Here is a 21658-nt window from a genome sequence, read left to right on the forward strand (position 1 = left end):
GCGAGGCCTCAGGAGGGTTCCCACTCCCACTCCACGAATCCCGTCGACGGACTCGACGAGCGACCGGCGTCTGTGCAGGTTCGACCCGCTTCTGCGGACGGCAAGCTGAGTCCGGCTCGCCGCGAGTCAGCGCAGCGATTTATGAAGGCGCCGTCAACGATCGTGGGGGCGCCTCCCAATCTGGATCCAAAGGTGATCGATCGGTGCTGAGCCCCGAGATATAAGCACGTTGGTTAGGTCGTCGATCCCGCGGACCAGGTCGTGCATTTCGCCTTCGCCGGTATAGGAGCCCGTGCCTACGTTCACGTAGCCCGCCTCTTCGAGCGCCCGCCGCGCCTGGTTCGTGGTACCGCTTCCGTAGTCCGCGTCGAGCGAAAACCGGACATTCGCGATCGCCATTCCAACCCTTTCCCGGAATTGTGTCACTCTCCGTGTGACACAGGCGTCGACCATACCCGAAAAGAAGAATTGAGGCAAATAGCGAGCGGGGCACGAAATGATGGGCAATATGATCTGTATCAATTCGACGCGTCGATGGTGGTATTGATTCAAATACCGATCAGATTTCTGATGCGAATATACCTCTCCGTAACTCGGGTCACTAGTTTCGAACACTCTGTCGGCGAATTCCAACACGCTCACACAATCACCCAACGTCGCAATACGCGCCCGCGCGCCGCGCGAGCGCCATTCGCCTTGCCGGGAAGTCGGTGCGCGATGGTGAACCGGCTGGCGCGCCGCGACACTGATTGGGTGCCGCGGGGGCTACAAGACTCTGTGCGCAGAGCCCGTCGTTACCCGATTACGACGGCCGGCCGGTTCAATGCCATCAGCTTGACAGCGATCCGATGAGGCGCTCAATCTCGGCGACCGCGCTCTCGCGCGGCAGGCGCTCCTGCTCGATTCGCAGCGGACCGCGCAGTGCTGGATCGCAGAGCTGCTCCAGTAGTCGAGCCTCGTCCTGTGTGAGGTGGGTCAGTACGGGTCGGGCGGGCAGCGGGAGCGGCTTGCCTGACCGGTCGACGGAGACCCCGAGGTGACTGAAGCGCAGGTAGGCGTGGTGGTCCATCAGCACGGTCGCGACATTCAGTCCGCGTAAGCGGTAGGTGTTGACTATCGACAGCCCGTCGACATCCATGTCGCCCCAGTACAGGACGTGGGGGCAGTGCTTGACCCAGTCGAGCTCGCCGATCAGCGCGGCGCCGGCGTCGCCGTCGCCCTCGAAGACGATCGTCCGCGCGCGACGGGGCAACTGCTGTGCGGAGTCAACGTTCTCGCAGATGATGACGAGGTCAGGGAGATACTCGGGGCGATTCACGTCGCCGGCCGCGGCGACATCGAACTGCCGACCCCCGGCATCCAGATGCCCAGCGTCCAGGTAGCGGAAGTGCCGGCGGGCCGGCCTGCCCACGGTGAGCCCGAGGTTGTCGCGGCCCAGCAGCAGCGTGATCTCGCGTTGCCTCGACGTCGTCAGCCACTTCGAGTTCATGCCCGGCACCGGAACCTCGCGGGCGGTCATCCCCGCTGCGGAGTGCTCGGCGAGCCACGCCAGCGCCGCGGCGAGCACGACGACGTCCCCGTCGTCCCACGAGCGGATCCGGTACACGACGCCGGCGACCTGTGCCGGGGTGACCTCCTGTGTCGTCAGCGGCATGAGTAGGGCCATCCGGTTGCGGTCGCGGAGGAAGTCCTTGCCGCGGCCGACGGCGGCGGCCGCCGTCTCGAACGAGGGCACGACGACCACCGAGGGCACCTCCTGCGTCAGCCCGGACGCCGAGCGGCGCGCCTGCTTCGTGATCGTGAAGCCGTGCTGTCGGGCGAATAGATCCACCGCCTGGCTCCAGGCGCGCACGTCGTTGAGCCGCCCGTCTAACTCGTTGCCGGCGGGTTTGCCCACCGGCACCCGCCACGGCAGTCTCAGGGATGCGGTCTCACCGGTGATCGCCTCTCGCCAGCCGGTGCGCACTCGCCGGCTGATCACGTCGAGGAGGTCGGCGGTGGACTTCATTATTCGTCCAGCCCGAGCTTCGCGCGCACCTCGTCTGCGCTCAGCTGGTCGCAGAACCCGCGACCCTTGCTGTCCTTGGACACCACGAACAGGCGCTGTAGATGCTGCTCCATCGCGGAGAACTTCTCCACGGGCGCCGCCACGATTAGCTGGAAGCCCAGCGCCTCCCAGGCCTTCACCGCGCGGCAGGTGAACTTGCCGTCGGCCTTGATGAAGCCTTCGTCGAGGAATACCGGCGTGTACGTCGTCTGCGCGCCGTTCGTGGCGCCCAGCCGGAACCGCAGCGCGGCGCCGGTGATGAACGCCGTCAGCTCCTGGGTCTCGCCGCCGGATTTCGCCGCGAACGACGAATGCGTGGCGATGATCTCCCCGGTCGTCCCGGACACCCGGTGCGCCGTGATGTACACCTGGCGCCGAACATCGAGGATGGCGTTGCGGGTGGTGTCCTCGCTGGTGTTGCGGGGCTTTAGGCGGGTCTTGTCAATCAGGGCGTCGATGCGGGCGAACCGCTCCTCAATCGCCCCGAAGCGGTTGTCCGGGTCTTCGATGGCATCCAGGCCGGTGAGGTTGTTGGACAGCTCCTGCAGGTCGCGCAGCCAGCTGAGCACGTCAGGCGGGATGCGGTCCTTCACCTGCAGCTGCAGCCGGTCGTCGGCCGCGCCGAAGGGGACCGTCTTCAGCAGGTCGGAGATGTTTGCGATGCGCTCCTTTATCTCCTCGCGGGCGCCCTTGAACGCCATGCGCAGGGTCAGTAGGTCGTCGGCACTCCAGCGCAGCGTGTTCTCGCACCAGTCATTGCGGACAGCCTCGAGGCCGCGGGCCTGCTGCGTCTGAAGGATCTGCAGGTACTCGTCGTACGCGCCGACGTCGGTGGAGTCATTCGCCTCGTCGCCCCACCGCGAGCGGTAAGTGGCGAACGTGTTCGTGAGTGCGATCATCGCCCGTCGCTCGCGCCCCTGCAGCGGGGCGATCTGCTCGAGCAGGTTGCCGTGCACCAACGAGAAGGTCTCGTCCAGGCGCTCGGTGCTCTCGGTCAGACCCACCTGCGCCGCCGCGGCGTCGCAGCAGGCCCGCTGGGCGTCGGTGAGGATCACCTCGCCCCGCTCGAGCTTGCCGAGGATCCACACCAGCGAAAGTAGCCGCTCGCGCTGAAGCGTGATCTCGCCTTTCAGGCGTCTCACGTCGACCTCAGCGTCGTACTTCGCTCGCCCTGCGGCCTCTTCGGCATCCTTCGCCGCGTTCAGCTGCTTCTCGAGGACCCGGATGCGGTCCGAGCTTGCTCGCACCGCGTCCAGCTGCGCACAGGCCGTCTCGTAACGCGCGACGGCGGCGTCGATGTCCAGGGCGCTCCATTCGGGGAATCCGCCGAGCGCCAGGACATTCTGACGGGACTGATCCAGCGCCTTGCTCTGGGTGTCGATCTCGCGGAGGTCGAGCTCGACCTGGTCCGCCTGCTTCGTCACATCAGCTCGCTGCTGCCTCTTCTCCGCGAGGAGGTCCTCGTTGGAGTAGCCGAGCACCCGGCTCCGGCCGCCACCGTGCGCACCCGCGGTGCGCTCGGAGACCTGGCCGGATCGCACGACACGGGACTCACCGTCCGTGATCGCGAGCTCCTCGACGTTGTCCACGCACAGGTGACGGCCGCCGGCGCGGTTGACCCGCCCCACCAGCCACGCCCCGAAAGGCGTGTCCGGGGCGAAGATCAGCCGGGAGATGAGTCGGCGCGGGTCGTGCTCGTCGACGTTCTCCCGCAGGCCCTCGGTCGTGGCGAAGTCGAAGTTGATCCGCGGGCCCAGCCGCATGTCGTTGACGGTCCGCTGGAACAGCCGACGCTGGTCGGCGGGGACGACCAGCCGCGTGCCGACGCTGCCGAACACCGCCTCGGCGGCCGTGCGCCACTCGGCGTGCTCGTCAGGAACGTCCATCAGCTCTGCGATGAACGGCAGATCAGTGCGCTTCCAGCCCAGCCGATCCGCGATGCTGTTGCGGGCCGTGTCGAGGTATTCGGGGAGCCGTCCGCTGCGGCCTTCCAGCGACCCGATCTCGCGACCGAGATCGGCATCCTGGCGGCGCAGCTCGCCCCTACGTTCGCCGAGCTCGACGGTGCGATCCTTCAGCCGCTGGCGCTGGGTGGTGATCCCTTCGTCCAGCGCGCTCCCGAGCGCCAGCAGTGCCGCATGCTCGTCCGCCGTCGCGACGACAGCTCCCAGCGCCTCCGCAAGGTTCTCGAACCGAGACCGGTTGCCGGCAATGCGGTCGCGGTCGGCTCGGGCGTCCTCGACTTTGTCGCGGAGCGCGGAAAGACCGGTATTCTCGTCGTCCAGCGCGCGTTCGAGGTCGCGCACCTGCCGGGCGGCCTTCACCTTGACGTCGTCGGCCTTCAGCACCTCGGTATCCGCCTGCGGGAGCGCGTCGGTGGCGGCCCGGAGCGCCTGCTCACGCCGGGACTGCTCCGTAGTCGCGCGCCATGCGGCGAACGGCGTGGCGCCGTCCTCTGCCAGGCGCAGCGAGTCCAGGTCCGCCAGCGCGGCGGTCGCCGCATCCAGCTCCGCCTTCTGGTCGGGGATGCCAGAGAGCACCTGGACGATCTCACCCACGGTCTTCATCTCGTTGTACGTCGCACGCAGGCCCTCGAACGAATCGGCGATGTCCTTGGCCAGCTCGAACGTCTTCGGCTCCTCGAGCACAGTCGACGAGAACAGGTGGTCGACCGAGGTGACGTCGGCGCCAGACTGGATGCGGCGCAGCAGATCCACGACATTGCCGCCGTCAGGCCCGAAGCCGAGCTTTTGGCACATCGCGTCGTGGAATGGCCCAGGGCCCTCGTATGGGTGCAGCCCGAGGGATCGCATCGCCCGCATCTCGAACTGCGACGCGGCGGCGTCGTGCAGCTGGCGCAGGTCGAAGGGGCCATCGATTGTCGCGCAGCGCTGCTTCAGATCGTTGCGGTTGCTGGCGGCGCGCGGCACGTAGTATGCGCGGACGAGGGTGTACCGCTCGTCGAGGTTGCTGCGGAACGTCATCGCGAGGGCGCCCCAGCGCGAGGTCTCGGTCACGGGGCGCAGTGCCTGCGGAACGTGCTCGCCGTCGGCGCGCTCGATGTCATCGAGCTTACCGATGAGGTAGCTCAGCTCGTCGCGCTGATCGCCGCTGCGGGCGCGGCCAGTCCCGGTGGAGTTCGAGGCGAAGTTGAACCTCGTCCGGGAAGGCTGCATGATCGCCAGCACCGCGTCGAAGATCGTCGACTTGCCCGAACCGGACTCGCCGGTCATCAGCGCCGATTCGCCGTCCAGATCGAGCTGGACGTGGCCGCTCATGTTGCCCCAGTCGACCAGCTGGATCGACTCGCCCCTCCACTGGCGGATCACGTCGACCGGCGTCGCATCCGACCAGTCGTCCAGCTCCAGCGTGGGCGCCGTGCTCTGCATCGTCACGCCGCGGCCTCTCCCGTCTCGTCGTCATCCTCAACCAGGGCGATTGGCAGCCGGCGCGCGTCAGCGTCGATCGCCGGGGCATCGGAGCCATCCCGATCGCCCGCGAACCATGCCGCCAGTTCGGCGAGCTTGTCCGTCGACAGCAGCAGCTCAATCACCGGGCTCACGCGCAGCCGGGTCTGCTCCGGCTTGCCCAGCAGCACGCCCAGCTTGCGGGCCTGTTCGACCGCGGTCTTCGCGCGGCTCCTGAGCCGATCCGAGCGGTTCTCCCCGATCGCCGGGTAGGTGAGCGCCAGGTCGACGATGTCGGCGACATCCAGCCACGCCTCCTCGCGCATCTGCCCGTCGCCGGTGTTGCCGGTGCGCGCCGCCAGCAGCGCCTCACGGGCAATGAACATCACCGCGGCCAGTTCCCTGGTGTACTGCATCGGACGGATCAGGGCGGCCACATCGCCGTTCTCCGCGGGCACCTGCCACTTCATGGCGATCTGCCGGCGCATGTCCACGCGCAGCTCGAGGAACAGGTCGTTCATGCGGCTGCGCAGCTCGCTCTCGAAGTCCAACACCGCACTCCAGTGATCGCGGTCGAACTCGAAGGAGATGTACGTCTTTCGCATCAGCTGCACGTAGGCGCAGCGCGCCGCGTAGTCCAGCGTGCCGGTGTCGCTGGGGAAGTGGCCACGCCTCTCCGGGTCGCTCTCCGGCTGCCCGCCGACGAGAGCGAAGTCCTCGTCGTCGGGCTGAGTGGCTTCGGGGTCGGTCACAGTGCTGCCTCCATGTCGGATCTGTCCAGCTCGAGCTCACCATCGTCGGTGAGATGGATCAGGGGGATGATGAGCGTGCGGGTGCTGCCGTCGTCACGGCGGGAGATGACGGCCTCCGTCTGATCGGCGCCGATGCGCGCGCCCACGGCACGGGCTTCGGCGATCAGGCCCACGAGTTCGACCGGGCGCGTGAGGTCCTCAGGCAAATGCGCGAACACCGTGCCGAGCGTGCGGGCGCCGTGCTGGCGCGCCAGCGCGGGCATCTTGTCGAGGACCGCCCTCGTGCGCGGGCCGCCCAGCGCCTTGAGCTCAGCCAGGGAGATGGGCGCGCCCCGGGAACCGGGGTCCGTCGTCGGCGCGGCCGGCGGCGCGTAGTCGTCGGGGTTGGGCCAGCTCACCGGAAGCCGCCCGAGATCGAGCGACCCCTGGTTACCGACGACCAGGTCGATGTTCTCGCGCGCACCGGCGGTCGCCATCCAGGTCTGCAACCCGACGTTCGCGTCGCGCAGCAGGCGTGCCACGGCGCGGTCGGCGTTCGGGTCGGCCGAGCGCAGGTAGCGGGAGAATGTGTTGGTGACCCGGCGATGCTCGGTGCGGACGACATCGATCCCGGTCATCAGATCGCTCTCCAGGCGGGCAAGTCCCGTCCGCTCGGCAGCGGTGAGCACCTCGGCGGAGGGATGCGCGAGAATCGCGGCGATCTCGTCGCCCATCCGCGCCAGGCGATCCTCCGAGCGGAGGATCTCGGTCGCCGAGCTGTACGCGCGCCCCTCGGCGGTCGCCGCCAGCCCGTCGTGGGCGGTGAGGTACTCGCGGGCGATCTGCCCCTGCGGGATGTCATCCGCGCGCAGCCGGGCCGCGACGTCTTTGTGGTTGGAGCGGATCGCCTCGGCCACCTTCGTGAACTGCTCGGGAAGGGTCCCCGTCATGTCCAGCAGATGGCTCGTCCGGTCGATGATCTCGTCCGTGCTGAGACCCTCCAGCGTCCCGCCGGCTTCCAGGCGCTCCAGCTCGATCGTCAAGACGGCGATCTGCTCGCGCAGCTGCTCCTTGCGCGCCTCGACGCTGCCGGAGGCGTGCGCGGCGAGCGCGGTGATGATCTCCGTGATCGCCGTCACGCGCGACTCTCCGAGCAGCGGCCGGACGTTGGTCTGGTCGTCGACGAACCGCAGCGCGCCGAGGGCCGCCGAAGTGAGCGTCAGCGTGCGGATGCCGCCATCGCCGTCGTCGGAGCGCAAGAGCCGGTCATCAAGCCACGCGGCGATGAGCTGGCGGCCGTCCTTCTGCGGCCGCTCGTCGTCGGGGACGAGCGCGATCACCTCGTCCAGCCGGCTGGCGACGACGCTGTACTCCGGCGACGCCTGGCTGGTGCCGAAGACGCTGCGCATCGCGGCGATCTGGAAGTCGGACGTGCGCGAGTTCAGCAGCGACAGGACGGGCGTGCCGTACGCGGCACGGACGCGCTCCAGCTCAGCGTGGATGCCGCTGTCCTTAGGCCCCGCCACGGATCAGCTCTCCCCGGCGGCGGGCTGCGCGGGCATCGGCAGTCTCGATGACGGCGCGAGAACCTGAACACCGACCCGACACCACCCTGATGCCGAGTGTCCCCGACCGGGCAGCCGCCACCACTGCGCGATCGCCTGCCGCACGGAAAAGTCTTGGGTGGGCCCAAGCATCGCGAGGCGCCCGATCATCGCGTAGTGCTCGGTGTAGTGGGGCGGTCGGCTGGGTCTTGGTGTCTCCGGCAGCGCCGTGCGGAACACCGCGATGCTGGACGGAGCGAGCGCTCCCCGCAGTAGCGACGTCGTCGGATCGTCGAAAGCGCCGAGCACACGGCCGTGCTCACTCATCACCGTGCTCATCTGGCCTCCCACCCCGCCCGGGCCGCGATGGCCATCCGATTGCGATAATGGCAAGCTACAAGATGCTTGCGAAATTCGCAACGCCCGCTCTAACCGCTCTCGGATCTGCTCGCACGGTGGCGACGCGACCCGATAGACCATGACCGAAGTGCGCGAACAGGCCACATTGCCCTCAGGAGAATGGGAGTCGCGTTGGGACCGGTCCCAGCTCCAACCGATCTCGACTGCGGAGGTGGTCCCGTCCGCTCAAACTTCGCAGAGAAGGGAGTCTCGAGGAGCTCCGGACACACAACATGGGTTACGGGTGTCGAGAACGCGCTGGGAAACTTCGAACGCCCGGTCAATGGAGAGAGGGAGGTAGCCGACCATTTCGCAGAGGATCCCGAACGTATGCCGCGTCGTGATGTGTTTGGCGCTGCGCGAAGCGATGAGACTCGGGGTCCTCAGTCGGCCAGATCGAGTCCGATCTGAAGAGTCCGCTCTCAGGAGGTGCAGCGTCTGACTCTCGCTAGGTGCTCACGAGGCTTCGCCTGGCCGCCGCCGAACACGGCGACGCGAATACCCTGGACGGCATGGATGCGCCTTACGCCGACGGTGGCAATCGGCTCACCGAACCATTCGCTGGTCAATGTTGGCCAATGCGAGGACGTGTCGTGCGGAGTCCGAAGCCTCGCGCGATACAGCGTCGACGACGTCGTTGCCCCGCAGATACTGCTCAAGTACATCCGGCTCGTCCGCTCGGGCAAACAAACCACAACCGAATTGTCCTGGAAGAGGAACTGCGCGGCGCCTACCCGAAATGCAGAGAACTGTCGTCCGCTGAGGCCTTGTCGAAGAAGTACATCTCGAGTTCGGCGAGGGGCTGCCCGAGCAACTGCGCAGCTGGCCGGAGTGTGGTTTCGCCGTCTCGATACGCGTCTAGATACGCGTCAACCAAACGCTGGGCGGGCCTCGGTACACCCGCAAGTCGCGCGCGGTTCGTGTATTCAGCAGCCTCGCCCGCACGCATTGCGGTAGCCCGAGCAGTTTGCTTCTCGAGTCGCCTCTGGTCCTCCTGCGAGATCAATCGCTCGTTTAGCAACCGCCACGACATTGCGTTTGGGGACATTTGGAAGTGAAGCACAAGCTCATCGAAGGCATCTACTGCGGAACGGCCCACGATCCGATTGACTATCTCAGTGCGCGGCGCTAGGAAGCTTGCCGCGAACGTGTCGGCCCGGCTCTCCGTCTGAGACTTCCTCGTCCAAAGTTGTTCCTCGATCACCTCGTTCTTCGAGTCTCCAAAGACTAGATGAGCCAGTTCGTGCGCCAAGGTGAAACGCTGACGGAACGGCGCGTCCGAGGTAGCAAGCACAATCGCGCGAACATCCCGATCCGAGAACGACAGCCCATCGCATCCCTCTGGTAGCCGCGTCACGACCAGATCTATGCCAAACGCGTGCTCTATCCGCCCCGCGAGTTCCGTGTTGGTAAGTCCGCCGACGTCCACGCCCAGCATGTTCAAGCAATCACTTGCTAGTCCTTGCGCTTGCTTAAAGTTGCCGCCAACGGACGGCTTGGTCGGAAGTGGAGGACGTGGCAAAGGACGATCCAAGAAGCGGAGACCCTCGAGCTTCTCAACGAGCATCTCGATCGTCCGCCTGCCAGCCAAGTCGTCCGCTTGGATAGCATGTTCCGCGGCTTTGTGAGCGAGGACCAGTTCACGCGTTGAATCACCGCTGAGCAACCAATCGACAGTCGTTCCGCCTTGCTCAGCGACTAGCGTCAACTCCAGAGAGGTGAATCTCCGTTTGCCTGCGAGCGACTTCGCAAGCTTTGGGCCATCAATCCCGATGGAGTTCGCGAAGTCCTTCTTGCTGAGTCGAGTGCGGTGAATCACGACGTTGACGCGCTCAATCACCCGGTCCTCAACCATGACTAGATCATCGCAGGCAATTGCGAAGATCACAATCTCATGGTAGGACCGCTCGCAGGCTTCAGATTGAGTGGTGTTCGTGCGCTTTGAGGGCGGTGTTCTGTCGAGAATGATGGCCGCCGCTCGCCCCAAGCCGGCTGGGTCTAGATGGTGACCTGCATCACGGAGCGCCTGCATCCAGTCGAGCCGGCCAGTCTCAGTCCGCATCGCGCCCTGCCGCCGAAAATACGATCGACGTGCATCCTTCAGCGGGCGGCCGTCATCGGTTCGTCAGCGCCCGTCCGGCCAACGGTGCCTAGCGATGTCAGTACGCGATGATCGAGATCTGTCGCCTCAACGGTCAGATCAATAGCACGCGAAGCTCGGTCCCAAGGTGATCGGTTGGGCAACCTCGCTCGAGCTCGACACCCACCGCACGCAATTGAGTCTGCGTCGTGCGCTCGTCGCGGAGCGCCGAACGAGCGCTACTAAACCGGTACGCGGGTGTCGCGCGTCAGTGTGATCAGTACCAGTAGCCTGAGCGCGTGATCCCGCTCCTTGACCCGTGCGCGAATGCATCCATGCTGTGTGCGATTCAAGACCTCACGGAAGCAGTGAAGGTAGATCCATGGCCCGTGTTTTGGTTGACGTTGGCTGCGACCTTCCTCGGTGCTGTGGCGGGTGCACTCGTGGTCTGGTGGCTTTCCCGCGGCCAACAGAAGCGGGATCGAGAAGATCGAAAGCAAGAGCGGGAGCAGGACCGCCTGGATCGCGAAGGGGAGCGCGCGCAGGCGATGGAAGACCGCCGATCCGAGATCGAAATCGAACGACTCGTCCGTCAAGCGGAGCGCGAACAGGACCAACGGGCCCGTTTCGAGGAGCGGCTCGACGTAGCCGTCGCGACGGTGGTCGAGAGGATTGGCGCGCTAGATGCCGCAGTGCGCGGATACCAATTTGCGTTGTCTGCGGGGGGCATGTCAGTTGAGCCGCCGCACGGCGCGCGTGGTCGGCTCCTCGCCTCAATACGAGTCGCTCAAATGGCCGCAGTCCGCGAGATATGGCACCGCTCGATGCGACGTTCGAGGTGATAACGGCGCGCACCGACAAGACGAATGAACAGCAAGCCGTGAAGTACCAGAACGCGGCGGAAACACTGGCTCAGTGGCGGCAGGGCGTCTTCACTGCGGATGATGCCGCCCAGAGGATTCGGTACCCCCCGCCGCCCGAGCCGCGCGCAGACGCGGGGGCGTAAGGGTCCGCGTCCGCCGCTGCGTGTTGTTTTTCCTGCACACGACGGAGCCCCCTGGGCCTTCTCAGACGTCCGGGCCCTCAACTCCCGGCGGGGAGTCGGTCAGGCGGCGACGATCCCCGGCTGGTGCGAGAGCCCCTTGGGCTACTCGCTGCCCAGAAGATCGTCCAGTTCTGCCCCGAGCGAGCCGATCTGGCTCTGGAGCTCGACCGCCCGCGTCATGTCAGCATCACTGAGATGCGCTCGCGCACGATTGATGCGGTCGCCGGTGATTGCAGTCAGCTCGTTCAAGAGAAAGGTCACGCGCACATCGTATGGTGAGCTGGCTCCGCGCCAAGAGACGACGCAATCGCGTGTGCTCAGAGGATGAAATCCCAGGGTCGCCACGCAGAGCGGTGCGTAGCCCACGCCGCTCCACCGGAGCGGGTATGCGCCCCTGATAGGCGGCTCGTCCGCGTCCGCCTGCGGATTGCGCGCGAACGCCTCTGCCCCCTCACCGCGCACTGCCCGGATAAGGATCCTCGAGGATGTCGGCAAGAGTGCCGCTGCGCCGAGCCGGGAACCGACGCTGGTTGCAGTTATCCGGGCCTAGCCTGTGCGTATGGGCGAAGACCTGACGCTGATCATCGAGAACGATGACGGCGTTGTTGAGCGTCGCATCGTTTCTGCCGTACCTCTCCCGCACGGCATCGAGCGGGGGGTCGCCGCCGAGAGTGCAATCCGGTTCGCAGCGGCGCTGTGGGGTATGCCCGACTTCATTTCATCAGCCCGCCCACGAAAGTAGCGGGAGCGGCGTTCGGGAAGTCGGAGACGGGATTCTTGTCACGAGCGGCACTGCCATCATGATTCAGTCCAAGAGTCGACTGCAGCCCAGCGGATCAGTAGAACGAGAGTCGAAGTGGCTGACGAAGAACATCATTAAAGCGCTAAAGCAGGGTGCCGGCTCCATCCGCTTCCTCTCTGCGAGGCCAATCGCGATGGAGAACCGCAGACCCACTGCAGTGGAGCCCCGCCCGTCTGTTGCGACTCTGAATGTGACGACTGAGCCTCACTGGGCCTTCGAGTAGCCTTACTGCCGGCTCAGCGGGCGGACTCGGGGCGTAAAACCACTACGTCCGGCGATCGCAACAATCGCTATTGACTACGAAGCGATTGGCATCGTGCGGATGGTCGACGCGACCATCGGGCCGGCGGTCTTGGGGACGTTCGCGACCACGTTCCGCATGAAATGCACCCGACAGCGCTGCCACGACGAGCCTTGGAACACGGTGGCGATCGCGGCGATCAGACCGGTGTGCGCGTCGGAGATCACCACCTTCACCCCGTCCAACCCGCGGGCCTTCAGGCTGCGGAGGAACGTCGTCCAGAACGGCTGCGACTCGGTGTTCCCCGACCTTGACGCCGAGCACCTCCCGCCGCCCGTCCCTCGCTTTGCAATACGTCGCGTCCAGAAACACGTACGGGTAGGGCTGGTCGGCGAGGGGCAGGTCCCGGAAACGCCGCCACGTCCTCGTCCAGGTTCGCGCAGATCCGAGACACCTCCGACTTGCTGATCCCGCTGTCCGCGCCGAGCGCCTTGACGGGGTCATCGACCTTGCGGGTGGAGACGCCATGCACGTACGCCTCCATCACCACGGCGAACAGCGCCTGATCGACTCGGCGGCGGCGTTTCAGCAACGAGGGAAGAAGGATCCCTGCCGCAGCTTCGGGATTCGCAATTCGACCTCCCCGGCTGTCGTAGTGAGCGGCCGTGGACGGGTGCCGTTGCGCTGCGCGACCCGGTCCGCGGTGCGTTCGAACGGGGCGGCGCCGATGAACGCGGCAGCTTCCGCGTCGATCAGCTCCTGGTAGAGCGTCTCGGTCGCGACCCGGATCCGGTCCCTGACATCGGTTAGTTTCAGTTCCCCGAGCAACTCGAGGAGGGCAGACTGGGCAAGAGCCATCGAGCGTATGTGTCCTTCCGTGAGATTCCTAGACAGTTCTCACTGACCATCGCACGATGGCTCACCACGTCAACGACGTGACACTCGAGCCGGGAAACTACACCACCCCCGGGGACGTCACCAGAGTTTGTCACACCAAGTGAGGGACGCACTCGTCACCGTGCGCGCACGGCTGGCCATTTTCTTAGCTTCATGCTTTGGTGTGTTATGGCCAACCGCAACTCAAAGCGCCGGAAGGCGAAACGTCGCAAGGCATACAGCCGAGCTAACCCCCTTGACATACACGGGCGCGCAATCGTCGAGTCTGTCAACCGCCATGCGCTGCTAGTGCAGGAGCTTGCGGATTCTGAGGTTCCTCTTGACGAACTAGACCGTCGCTTGATCACCGAACTCGCAGCACTTCGAGAAGAACTCGCGCCCCACAGACCGGAAAGGGTGGTGGAGCTTGCGCGCCTCGCTTGCCTGCCGTGGGCAGGGGCGGGCCAAGTGAAACCGGACGCAGAAGGGGGCGCGACTAAGGCTGAACTCCTTGCCCTGCTGGCGGAAAGTCTCTGCGCTGGGGAGGACGACGGTTCAGCGACCGATGAGACGCCGAACTCCTTGTACGAAGCGGCTCACCGCTGGGCCGAGTCGGCGGAACGACTCATCCTCTTGGCACAAACGCGAGAATTGCTCGCGATTCGCGATCGCCCAGTGGAGGAGCTGGCCTTCATCGCCTACGCTGCGCGCTCTGCTTCCGTCTGGATACGAAGCTCCTCGTATGCGGACATGCTGCTCCCCACATACGAAGCGCTGTTCGGTCAGGAGGAGGTCAAGAGCGCGCTAATTGCACACCTCGGGTTCGATGCGACCGATGCCATCGAAGTTCTTACCCGACTGCATGACCTGCAGGTTGACGCCATGAACGAGCGCTGGGAGGCGGCAGTCCGCGCGCCCATCGAAGCCTATGAGGCAACGGAGCGGGGGAGGCTACCTCTCGACGCTGAAACTCGTGACGAGGTCCGCGCGACCCACAACCGCGGATGGCAACCGACCGCTGACTTAGTGGCGGTTCCGGCAGCCAAGGTCGCCGCTTCCCTTGGTCGAGACCTGGCGGCGGTGAATGCAGTACTCGAACGCTTCAGCCTCGACTCCGGAAACCCAACTCCTCGAGAGGTCGTTGACCGGTTCATCGCCGGCGACAACCCTCTGCGAACGAACCCCGTGATGCGCACCGAGCGAGGAACGTTCATGTTGGTGCACGACGCCCTCGTTCTGCCTGCCATTCGCGAAAACCTAGAGCAGGAGCTGAAGGGGCTGCCCGAATGGGACAAGTATCAGCGGTGGCGCGGGACGCTGCTAGAAGACTTGGGGCGAAGAGCTTTTGAGGCCTTGCTTCCCGGGTCCGATGTCTACTCGTCGTTCGATTATTTCGTTCCGGCGAACGAACAAGAGGCGAACGGTGACGTCGCCGACTACACGAAGAAGGTCGAGGGCGACATCCTGTTCGTGCTCGACGACGTTGCCGTGATCGTCGAGGCCAAGGCGGTTGCGTTTACTCCTGCATCGCGTGCCGGAGAGACCCGTCGCCTGCGTCGGGATCTCACTGGCATCATTACGAACGCCTCGAAACAAGCCGGCCGATTGCAGGAGCGGATTGAGCATGATGGCGGGGTGAGGCTTCGCCCGGACGGATGGCTCGACCTAAGCCAAATCCGAGAAATTCATACTGTGGCACTAAGTCTTGAAGATTTGTCCGGCGTCGGGGCGCTAACGAGCGACCTGGTTGCCGAGGCGCTCCTCGATGCCGAGCGCATCCCCTGGGTGGTGTCGATTCACGATCTCCAAGTAATCGCGCAATTGGTAGACCGGCCCGCGGAGTTCCTTCTTTATCTTCGCCGTCGGCGCGATCCAGAAGTGTCACTCGCCTACACCGCGCCGGACGAGCTGGATCTGTTCCTCTACTTCTACGAGGCGGGCCTGTATGTGGCGCCGGACCCGACTGTCATGGTCGCGGAACTGCCTTACATGGACGCTCCGCGTCCTGCGGACTTGCGACGCCGAAAGCACCAGGTACGGAGCCTCATAACCAGCCGCACCGACCCGCTCGATGCCTGGCACTATGCCAAGCTCGTGGATGAGGGGACTTCTGTCCCAAAGCCCTCACTCACTGGATCGCCGATGGCCCAGTTCGTCGACGAGCTGCAGAGTCGCAATTCTTTCGGTTGGCTAAGCACAGGGGCGACGCTGTTATCTGCCTCCACCAAGACTCAGACCGACATGACCCGAATTCCGGTGAAGTTGCTCGCCGCGCCGAGCCCCAACGGGCGGGAACGCACGTATACAGTGCCGCTCGGTTCAAGGCTGAGCGACGCATGGTTGCTCGTGTGGATGACCAAGCCGGCGAGCCGTAGCCTCAGCGACATCACCAAATTAGCTCAGGACTACGTCCGCGCCAAGAAGTATCAGCTGAAGTTCGCTCGAGGCGCTGTGTTCATCTTCGACGAACAGGATCAAGCCCTGGCTGAGGTGGTCTATGAAGGCACACTCCCAACGCCCGATCCCGAGATGGATCGTCTAATCGAAGGGCTCTTTCCGCCGAACCGTATGTCGAGCCCACCACCGCCACTCCGTCCAAGCAAGGCTCGCCGCAAGAAGAGGCGGGGCAGACGCGGGTAATGTGTGCGCAGCCGACTCGAGACATGAACTGGCGACCCAAGAGTGGAGCGACGCGGCGTCCCGTGATCGACTTGAGGTCCTTACTTGACGAACCTGCGAAGCGGATGCAGAGGATTAGCCACAGTCGACGTGCCTGCCCGGTGTATCTTTCCTGGGAGGTGTGCCCACAGTTACGGAGGCGCATAGCCGTCTAACCGCACGCAGGCGATGCATGAAGGATGAGTAAACGAAGGACGTTGCGTCTCCAGCACACCCGATATCGAGTGGAATCAGACGCGCTGGCAAACCCTACGTCCTCGGAGCGGGAGTCGACAGCCCTGGGCCGAGCGAAAAGGTGGTAGCAAGCTCGTTGAGCGTTGGAACGACTCCGGACTCGTCGATCCGCGCTCGGGTGAACCCCGAGTGATACACCTTCACATCGCCCGAACCGTGAAGCCAGCGTATGTTTATCGCTGCTCGCCGGGCAAGCTCCTGCGTCGAGTCCGGTGCGAGATGGATCGCGTTCGAAGTGGCGCTAACGACGCCCAGCAATTGATTCGTGTGCAGTGCTCCGCGCACTTGGTTCGAGTGGTAGCACTCCAATGAACGGCGATGCCGGTCGGCGCTAGCGCGCGCGGGCGACCAGATCGCCCTGCTGTTCGAGCCTGCGATGCGCAGAGAGTCGTTGCCCTTGCCGCTCTTCGCCTGCAGAACTTCGGTCCACCCAGGAGGTTCCCCCGGATAGCAGAATCGGCGAAGCAGATCGGTAGCGGCCGCAGGGGTGAACGGTTCGCTCGTCCCGGTGATCGTGGTAATTATCGTCGGCTGGTCGTCGCGCTCTGAGACTCCGTGGTCGTCCCCGAGCAGTTCCGCCTCCCACTGATCCAGTAGCCAATGAAGCGTCGCGGTGACCGAGTGACGCCCGCCGGCGTCGTCTACAACCACGGGATCCCTTGCCAGTCGCCGCTGGACTTCGAGCGCCTCGTCGGGTTCCACCGCGCCTTCGCTGACCCCATTGACGGAGATGCTTGCACCGCCCGGGTGTGCGTATCGCTCTACACGAAGGGCTATTCCGGCGACGTCGGTGGCGAGCGGAGCTGGTGACATCCCTTTCAAAGGCACCTGCTTCTCCCATGCGCCGGATGCGTCGGCGTTAGGCACGGTGGCCCTCCAATACCGGCTGCGCTCCGGGTCGTCGCGCCACGGCGGCGCGAGATTGACTGCGCCCAGGCGGCCTGTCGAAAACGCATCGGCGTAGCTCGCCCGGCGTGCGAGTCCACGTCCGCCCCGGATGACAGCGGGAAGCGTCGATGAGAGCGTCCAACTGACGAGCATCCGATCAATCGTTGCCATGGTCTCCCTTTTCGTGGTATTCAGGTTAGTGACTGAACAACTCCTCTAAACAGACGAGTCGGGGCCGCCCGATGGCGGGCCATGGCCGGGCGTTCGCGCCCGGCCATTTCATTGCGTTCTGACCGTCTGCACGGTCCCGAATTCGAACAGCTTCGACGACTCCACTTCGCGGACCGCCGCGCCTTCCGGAACAAATGCAATCCAGCTCGCGGGACGCCCCTTCTTCAGCGCGTGATACACCCTGTGAGCGCTCCGCGTCTCAACCGCGGCGCTAAGCGCCGCTTCGTCACCGCTCACTTCCATCAGCGGTCCTACGAGTGAATGGTCGTGCGCGGCGCGAAGGACGGCTACCGTCTCAGTCGAGCCTCCCTCCGTGAGCACGGACGCTGTCGGAATATTGAGTTGCCTCGTTCGCCACCGCATCTTCCACAACAGTGACATCGGGGAGTCGCCCGCTTCATAGCGGAACGTTCTCACGAGTTGGCGGCCGAGGATCAGGAGCAGCCAGACCGCGATTCCTGCGCCAAGGGCGAAGAGCATGAGCCCGATCACATCTGCGAACCCATACACGTCCGGAAACTGCCGGTTGAACAGGGCGTTGTAGATCACCGGAAAAAGGAAGGCGGGGAAAAGCGCGACAATGCCAAGACCGGCTGTAGCGGCGAGTCCCGACCCGGTAGTGATGTCAAGGGACTTCTTCGGGAACATCCGTGTCCATAGGAACCAGACGACGAGTACGAAGAGGATTCCTGGGACGATCCAGAAAGCAGGCGCAAGGGCCGCCGAGAATACTGTCGCGACATCGGACTCACCAAAGACACTGAGAGTTAGAGCGTGACTGGCGCTCGCAAAACCTGTCGTCGAGGAGTCGACTTGGCTGTAGCTCATGTCAAGTACTATCAGCGCAGTGCCGGGGCGCACACCGTCGTCGGCCCTGACGTTCACCAGGAGAGTCACGCCACCGCCTGGGGCCACCACAATCGGATCGGCGAGCCGTAGTCTCCCATCCTCACCAGCGGTCTTCTCGTCGCTGACGCCGACGACGAGGAACTCCGGATAAGTGATTATGGCGGACTCGATTGTCTGCTCTGCGGTGCTGGAATTCCTAATCGAGAAAATCAGGTCGGTCGCCCCGGTGTCGACAAGGTTGGCCGGCCCCTGGGAAGACACTGTCAACGGACCCGCGGGTGCGGTTGGCCAAGTCCCCGGCGTGATCTTGAGTGTCGCGACGTCGTGCCGCACTATGTCTCCCAATCGGTACGTCACCTCCGCAACAAGCGTGGTCGCGCCGGGTAATTGGGCTACTACGGTTACATCAGTGCGGACGACGAGCGATCCGCCGCCGGGAATGCTCGCGGATGCATCGGTACCGACGGCATCGGATTCTTGGTCAAACACGACGGTGACGTCCTCCCGCCTGACATCTCCCACGCGCAATTGCGTTATCGCCATGTCGGAACCGTTTTCGATCGATAGCGCCACGGTGATTCTCTCCCCACGGACCGCGGTGAGTTCGTTCGGCGTGAACTCGATCGTGACACCGTCCGGCGGTGCCGCGGCAGCGGAGGCTCCCCCCGCCAGCGAGGCCGCGGCGAAGAGCAAGGCCAAGCTGAATCGGACTACGCGCCGCATGTCGGACTCCTTCGTAGGTAAGCGTCGCATGGGCACAACAGTATTGGGAACCGACGCTCGCCGGTCACATGATCCGCGTGCCATGCTGACGATCGTGGAAATCACACCGATCCGACCTATATCCCGCATCCGTTTCAACGCATTCGTGTCGTACGCGCGCAGCGCTGCAGTACAAATCATTTCCGAGGAGCTCGCCTGGTTCGAAGTCGGCAACAGCGACGTCTTCGCGACTCTTCTCGTCGACAACGAGGCGGAATTCGCCGTGATCGTGTTCGCCGCGGATCTCGCGGGAAAGTACCGCTGGGTGAATCAGACGTTGTTCGCGAGCACTCCGGCTGAAGCGATGGATGCCCTTCCGGCGGTGATTGCGGCGACGACGCAGGATCTTCAGCGTGCCCGCGTGCAGGGCGACGAGAGCCAGCCAGTCGACTTCTTCACGCCCGTCGTCCCGGAGACGAGACTCGATCCCGTCTTTCGCCGCCTCTTGGAGACGCAGGGATGGGCGCCCGCGCGGGAGATGATTGGGCTCCTCATGCGGTGGTATGAGAATCAGGATGGCAATTTCGTTCAACAGTTTCAGTCCGATGGCTTCGACGCTCGACTATGGGAGCTGTACACGTTCGCGGTCCTCGTCGAGGCTGGATTTGACCTCGACCAGCCGACGCCTGCGCCAGACTTCGAGGCAGTCGGTTTGCGTGGCAGGATCTTCGTCGAGGCCACGACACTCAACCCGTCGCGCGCGGGTCAATCCCCGGCAGCCTCGACGTTGCCCACACAGCGCGACGAGCTAGCCGCGTACATCGAAAACTACATCCCGATACGATTCGCCCGGTCCTTAATGGCGAAGCTACGCAGCGCTTACTGGACGAAATCATGGTGGCGGCCGCTTCCCTTCGTCATCGCGGTGCAGGACTTCCACGCTGGCCACTCAATGACGTTCAGCGCGGAGGCGCTGCGACGCTACTTGTACGCGCTCGGCGAAGCACACGGCGACAGCATGGGACCGCAACGGATCACCGAGCACGCATGGGGCAATCAGAGAGCGCAGTCGGGCTTTTTTGATCTTCCGGGCGCGGAGCACGTGTCTGCGGTGCTGTTCAATCCGAGCGGCACGCTGGCAAAGTTCAACCGAATGGGTGCGGCGGCCGGGCTCGGCGGTGCCCCACCCATGATTCATTCGGGCCTGCAATTCGACGCCGGAAGAGAACGAGCGACACGCTTCGCACGTGAGGTCGGCCCGGACTACTCCGAGGGCTGGATCGACGGGACCCAGATATTTCACAACCCGCGAGCGCTTCACCCCCTGGACCCGGACCTACTGCCCGATGCGGCACACGTGTGGCTCGGGCAGGACGGATTTCAGGAGCGAATCCCCGACGGGCATCTCCTCATGAGCGTCAATGCCATCGTGAATGTCGTGGCGGGCAACGGCTGAGCAAGGCATGCGTCCTGGCGCCTGTGCTCATCGCCCGTGCCCGACCTTGTCTGGAATCATGACAAGCGCCGAGGTTAAGGCTGAACCACCGAGCTGAGACTCGTGGCTAGACCCGCGGTGCTCCGTGCGAGCGCGAAGCGCCGGCGCAGTTGACTCCGTGTGCGGATCGCAAACGACACGAGATCAAGCCTGTGAACCATGAGCTGTGACATTCGTTGCCAGCCTCCCGAATGGAGGCTTCAATCGGTGCCGAGGGTGTCAACTAACGAAGGGCGAGCGCACTCTCGGCGATGCCGCGGCGAAGCCACAAGGCAGTTGTCAGAGTTCGATGTCGACTGCGTGGAGTCGTGTCGCCCCGCTCCAATCGCGAAAGCGCTATGAATGCTTACCCTGCGCGTCGATCCCGAACACGCGGAGCAGCGGGACGCGGGGGATCATCCGCCGCGGGCCGAGCTGTACCGTCGGGATAGTCCCGCTCTCGATGCCGAGCTTGATCGTGCGGTAGTCGACTCCGACGAGCTTGGCGGCATCCTTCATCGTCAGAGCAAGGTGCTCCGGTGAGTGGTTCATAGTCCTTCCCTTCTGTGAGCCAGCAGTGTCAGTCTCCCTTCGTCGCAAGGTACCACAGATGTGAGCCAAGATCGACACTCTTCTTCGCAAACCGGTGGCGACCTGGAATACTGGGCTTCATGGCAGACGTCGAGGCATATGACATCAGCGACGAACGCATCGATCTCGGCAGCCGCGTAACGCTGCCGAAGTCGTGGCATGCGCGCGTGTCGGGAGAGCAGGACGTGCCCGGCACGATCACGGTGCGAGTGGAGTGGGATGATGTGCTCGGCCGCTCTGCGGTCGTGTTCGCCGCCCTCGAGCGCGAAGGCGAAGGCGTCGACATCACCAGCCAGGTGCTCCGCGAGGTGCGCACGCATTGGATTATGACGAGGTCGGCGCTCGACGTAGTCACGGTCGACGTCAGCGGGGAGAGTGTCGGTGATCGCGACCGCCTCCCCGTGCGAGAGTTTCTCAGTCGCGTGCTGGCGGAGGAGGAGCGCGAACCTCTGGAATCCCTATACGCTGCGATCGCCGTCTATAGGGTCGCGACGGCAATCAGCTACCCCCCGCTCAAGCTCGTCGCCGACACTCTCAAGATCAGCCAGAGCACTGCGACCCGCCTCATGACCCGCGCCCGTGATGCGGGTCTCGCACCGGAAGTGCGGATACAAGAGCCTCGGCGGGCGCCCGCGGTTGACCCGTACAACCCGGGTAGGCCGTTCGACCCTTCTGCGCCCGACGTCCGGCCATCTCAGCCAGGAGGGCCGTCAATTGGGCGATAAGAAGGCCGCGGCGGACGCCATCTGACGGCCTGTTGCCGGTTTGGTGTCAACGAGATCGATTTGAGCGTTTTGCTCAACTGCAACGGCTTTTTGTCACGGGTGTTGAGCAATGT

At 64.5% G+C, this 21658-nt stretch carries 16 protein-coding genes and 1 pseudogene; 5 read left to right on the plus strand and 12 right to left on the minus strand.

Annotated features, from left to right (window positions below; genetic code table 11):
- Positions 1-153: 153 nt before the first annotated feature.
- From ACLQ2Q_RS13275 to ACLQ2Q_RS13305, 7 genes are all read right to left on the minus strand, one after another.
- On the minus strand, positions 154-399 hold the full coding sequence (locus ACLQ2Q_RS13275; RefSeq protein WP_425820927.1) for a hypothetical protein: 246 nt from the start codon (positions 397-399) through the stop codon (positions 154-156).
- Positions 400-829: 430 nt separating this feature from the next.
- A complete protein-coding gene (locus ACLQ2Q_RS13280; protein ID WP_425820928.1) occupies positions 830-2008 on the minus strand; it encodes a Wadjet anti-phage system protein JetD domain-containing protein in 1179 nt (392 codons plus the stop codon).
- A complete protein-coding gene (locus ACLQ2Q_RS13285; protein ID WP_425821074.1) occupies positions 2008-5436 on the minus strand; it encodes an ATP-binding protein in 3429 nt (1142 codons plus the stop codon). Before ACLQ2Q_RS13285 ends, ACLQ2Q_RS13280 begins: the two co-directional genes overlap by 1 nt.
- Before the next feature lie 2 nt (positions 5437-5438).
- Positions 5439-6206, minus strand: coding sequence for a DUF4194 domain-containing protein (locus tag ACLQ2Q_RS13290; protein WP_425820929.1), 768 nt, complete (start codon positions 6204-6206; stop codon positions 5439-5441).
- The gene (locus ACLQ2Q_RS13295; protein WP_425820930.1) at positions 6203-7711 is read right to left on the minus strand and encodes a DUF3375 family protein; all 1509 of its coding nucleotides are present in this window, start codon (positions 7709-7711) and stop codon (positions 6203-6205) included. Before ACLQ2Q_RS13295 ends, ACLQ2Q_RS13290 begins: the two co-directional genes overlap by 4 nt.
- 3 nt (positions 7712-7714) lie before the next feature.
- A complete protein-coding gene (locus ACLQ2Q_RS13300; RefSeq protein WP_425820931.1) occupies positions 7715-8056 on the minus strand; it encodes a hypothetical protein in 342 nt (113 codons plus the stop codon).
- A gap of 802 nt (positions 8057-8858) precedes the next feature.
- Positions 8859-10016, minus strand: a complete 1158-nt coding sequence (locus ACLQ2Q_RS13305) for an ImmA/IrrE family metallo-endopeptidase (RefSeq protein ID WP_425820932.1) — start codon at positions 10014-10016, stop codon at positions 8859-8861.
- A gap of 491 nt (positions 10017-10507) precedes the next feature.
- Between ACLQ2Q_RS13305 and ACLQ2Q_RS13310 the strand changes: the two genes are divergently transcribed.
- Entirely contained in the window at positions 10508-11050 is a 543-nt protein-coding gene (locus ACLQ2Q_RS13310; RefSeq protein WP_425820933.1) for a hypothetical protein, read from the plus strand.
- Between the two features lie 305 nt (positions 11051-11355).
- Here the strand turns inward: ACLQ2Q_RS13310 and ACLQ2Q_RS13315 are convergent, their stop codons facing one another.
- On the minus strand, positions 11356-11514 hold the full coding sequence (locus tag ACLQ2Q_RS13315) for a hypothetical protein (RefSeq protein ID WP_425820934.1): 159 nt from the start codon (positions 11512-11514) through the stop codon (positions 11356-11358).
- 298 nt (positions 11515-11812) lie between these two features.
- Between ACLQ2Q_RS13315 and ACLQ2Q_RS13320 the strand changes: the two genes are divergently transcribed.
- Positions 11813-11995, plus strand: a complete 183-nt coding sequence (locus ACLQ2Q_RS13320; RefSeq protein WP_425820935.1) for a hypothetical protein — start codon at positions 11813-11815, stop codon at positions 11993-11995.
- A gap of 372 nt (positions 11996-12367) precedes the next feature.
- On the opposite strand, the pseudogene ACLQ2Q_RS13325 reads toward ACLQ2Q_RS13320, so the two are convergent.
- A pseudogene (locus ACLQ2Q_RS13325) lies at positions 12368-13154 on the minus strand (IS256 family transposase); the annotation flags it as partial.
- 378 nt (positions 13155-13532) lie between these two features.
- Here ACLQ2Q_RS13325 and ACLQ2Q_RS13330 point away from each other — a divergent pair.
- Positions 13533-15812, plus strand: a complete 2280-nt coding sequence (locus ACLQ2Q_RS13330; RefSeq protein WP_425820936.1) for a hypothetical protein — start codon at positions 13533-13535, stop codon at positions 15810-15812.
- Positions 15813-16100: 288 nt separating this feature from the next.
- Here ACLQ2Q_RS13330 and ACLQ2Q_RS13335 read toward each other — a convergent pair whose 3' ends face one another.
- Positions 16101-17144: a hypothetical protein gene (locus ACLQ2Q_RS13335; protein WP_425820937.1), complete on the minus strand. Its 1044-nt coding sequence runs from the start codon at positions 17142-17144 to the stop codon at positions 16101-16103.
- Positions 17145-17252: 108 nt separating this feature from the next.
- Positions 17253-18776: a hypothetical protein gene (locus tag ACLQ2Q_RS13340; protein ID WP_425820938.1), complete on the minus strand. Its 1524-nt coding sequence runs from the start codon at positions 18774-18776 to the stop codon at positions 17253-17255.
- An 82-nt stretch (positions 18777-18858) separates the two neighbouring features.
- Here ACLQ2Q_RS13340 and ACLQ2Q_RS13345 point away from each other — a divergent pair, with 82 nt between their 5' ends.
- A complete protein-coding gene (locus tag ACLQ2Q_RS13345; protein WP_425820939.1) occupies positions 18859-20211 on the plus strand; it encodes a hypothetical protein in 1353 nt (450 codons plus the stop codon).
- Between the two features lie 375 nt (positions 20212-20586).
- On the opposite strand, the gene ACLQ2Q_RS13350 is transcribed toward ACLQ2Q_RS13345, so the two are convergent.
- On the minus strand, positions 20587-20781 hold the full coding sequence (locus tag ACLQ2Q_RS13350) for a helix-turn-helix domain-containing protein (protein WP_425820940.1): 195 nt from the start codon (positions 20779-20781) through the stop codon (positions 20587-20589).
- A 119-nt stretch (positions 20782-20900) separates the two neighbouring features.
- Here ACLQ2Q_RS13350 and ACLQ2Q_RS13355 point away from each other — a divergent pair, with 119 nt between their 5' ends.
- Entirely contained in the window at positions 20901-21545 is a 645-nt protein-coding gene (locus ACLQ2Q_RS13355) for a hypothetical protein (RefSeq protein WP_425820941.1), read from the plus strand.
- Positions 21546-21658 lie beyond the last annotated feature (113 nt).

The sequence above is a fragment of the Microbacterium sp. DT81.1 genome (assembly GCF_049844955.1).
GTDB lineage: Bacteria > Actinomycetota > Actinomycetes > Actinomycetales > Microbacteriaceae > Microbacterium.

Bases quoted from the DNA above. Each gene is read 5' to 3' on its own strand.
- ACLQ2Q_RS13275 (WP_425820927.1), bottom strand. From the start codon at position 399: ATGGCGATCGCGAATGTCCGGTTTTCGCTCGACGCGGACTACGGAAGC.
- ACLQ2Q_RS13280 (WP_425820928.1), bottom strand. From the start codon at position 2,008: ATGAAGTCCACCGCCGACCTCCTCGACGTGATCAGCCGGCGAGTGCGC.
- ACLQ2Q_RS13285 (WP_425821074.1), bottom strand. From the start codon at position 5,436: ATGCAGAGCACGGCGCCCACGCTGGAGCTGGACGACTGGTCGGATGCG.
- ACLQ2Q_RS13300 (WP_425820931.1), bottom strand. From the start codon at position 8,056: ATGAGTGAGCACGGCCGTGTGCTCGGCGCTTTCGACGATCCGACGACG.
- ACLQ2Q_RS13320 (WP_425820935.1), top strand. From the start codon at position 11,813: ATGGGCGAAGACCTGACGCTGATCATCGAGAACGATGACGGCGTTGTT.
- ACLQ2Q_RS13335 (WP_425820937.1), bottom strand. From the start codon at position 17,144: ATGGCAACGATTGATCGGATGCTCGTCAGTTGGACGCTCTCATCGACG.
- ACLQ2Q_RS13340 (WP_425820938.1), bottom strand. From the start codon at position 18,776: ATGCGGCGCGTAGTCCGATTCAGCTTGGCCTTGCTCTTCGCCGCGGCC.
- ACLQ2Q_RS13345 (WP_425820939.1), top strand. From the start codon at position 18,859: ATGCTGACGATCGTGGAAATCACACCGATCCGACCTATATCCCGCATC.
- ACLQ2Q_RS13350 (WP_425820940.1), bottom strand. From the start codon at position 20,781: ATGAACCACTCACCGGAGCACCTTGCTCTGACGATGAAGGATGCCGCC.
- ACLQ2Q_RS13355 (WP_425820941.1), top strand. From the start codon at position 20,901: ATGGCAGACGTCGAGGCATATGACATCAGCGACGAACGCATCGATCTC.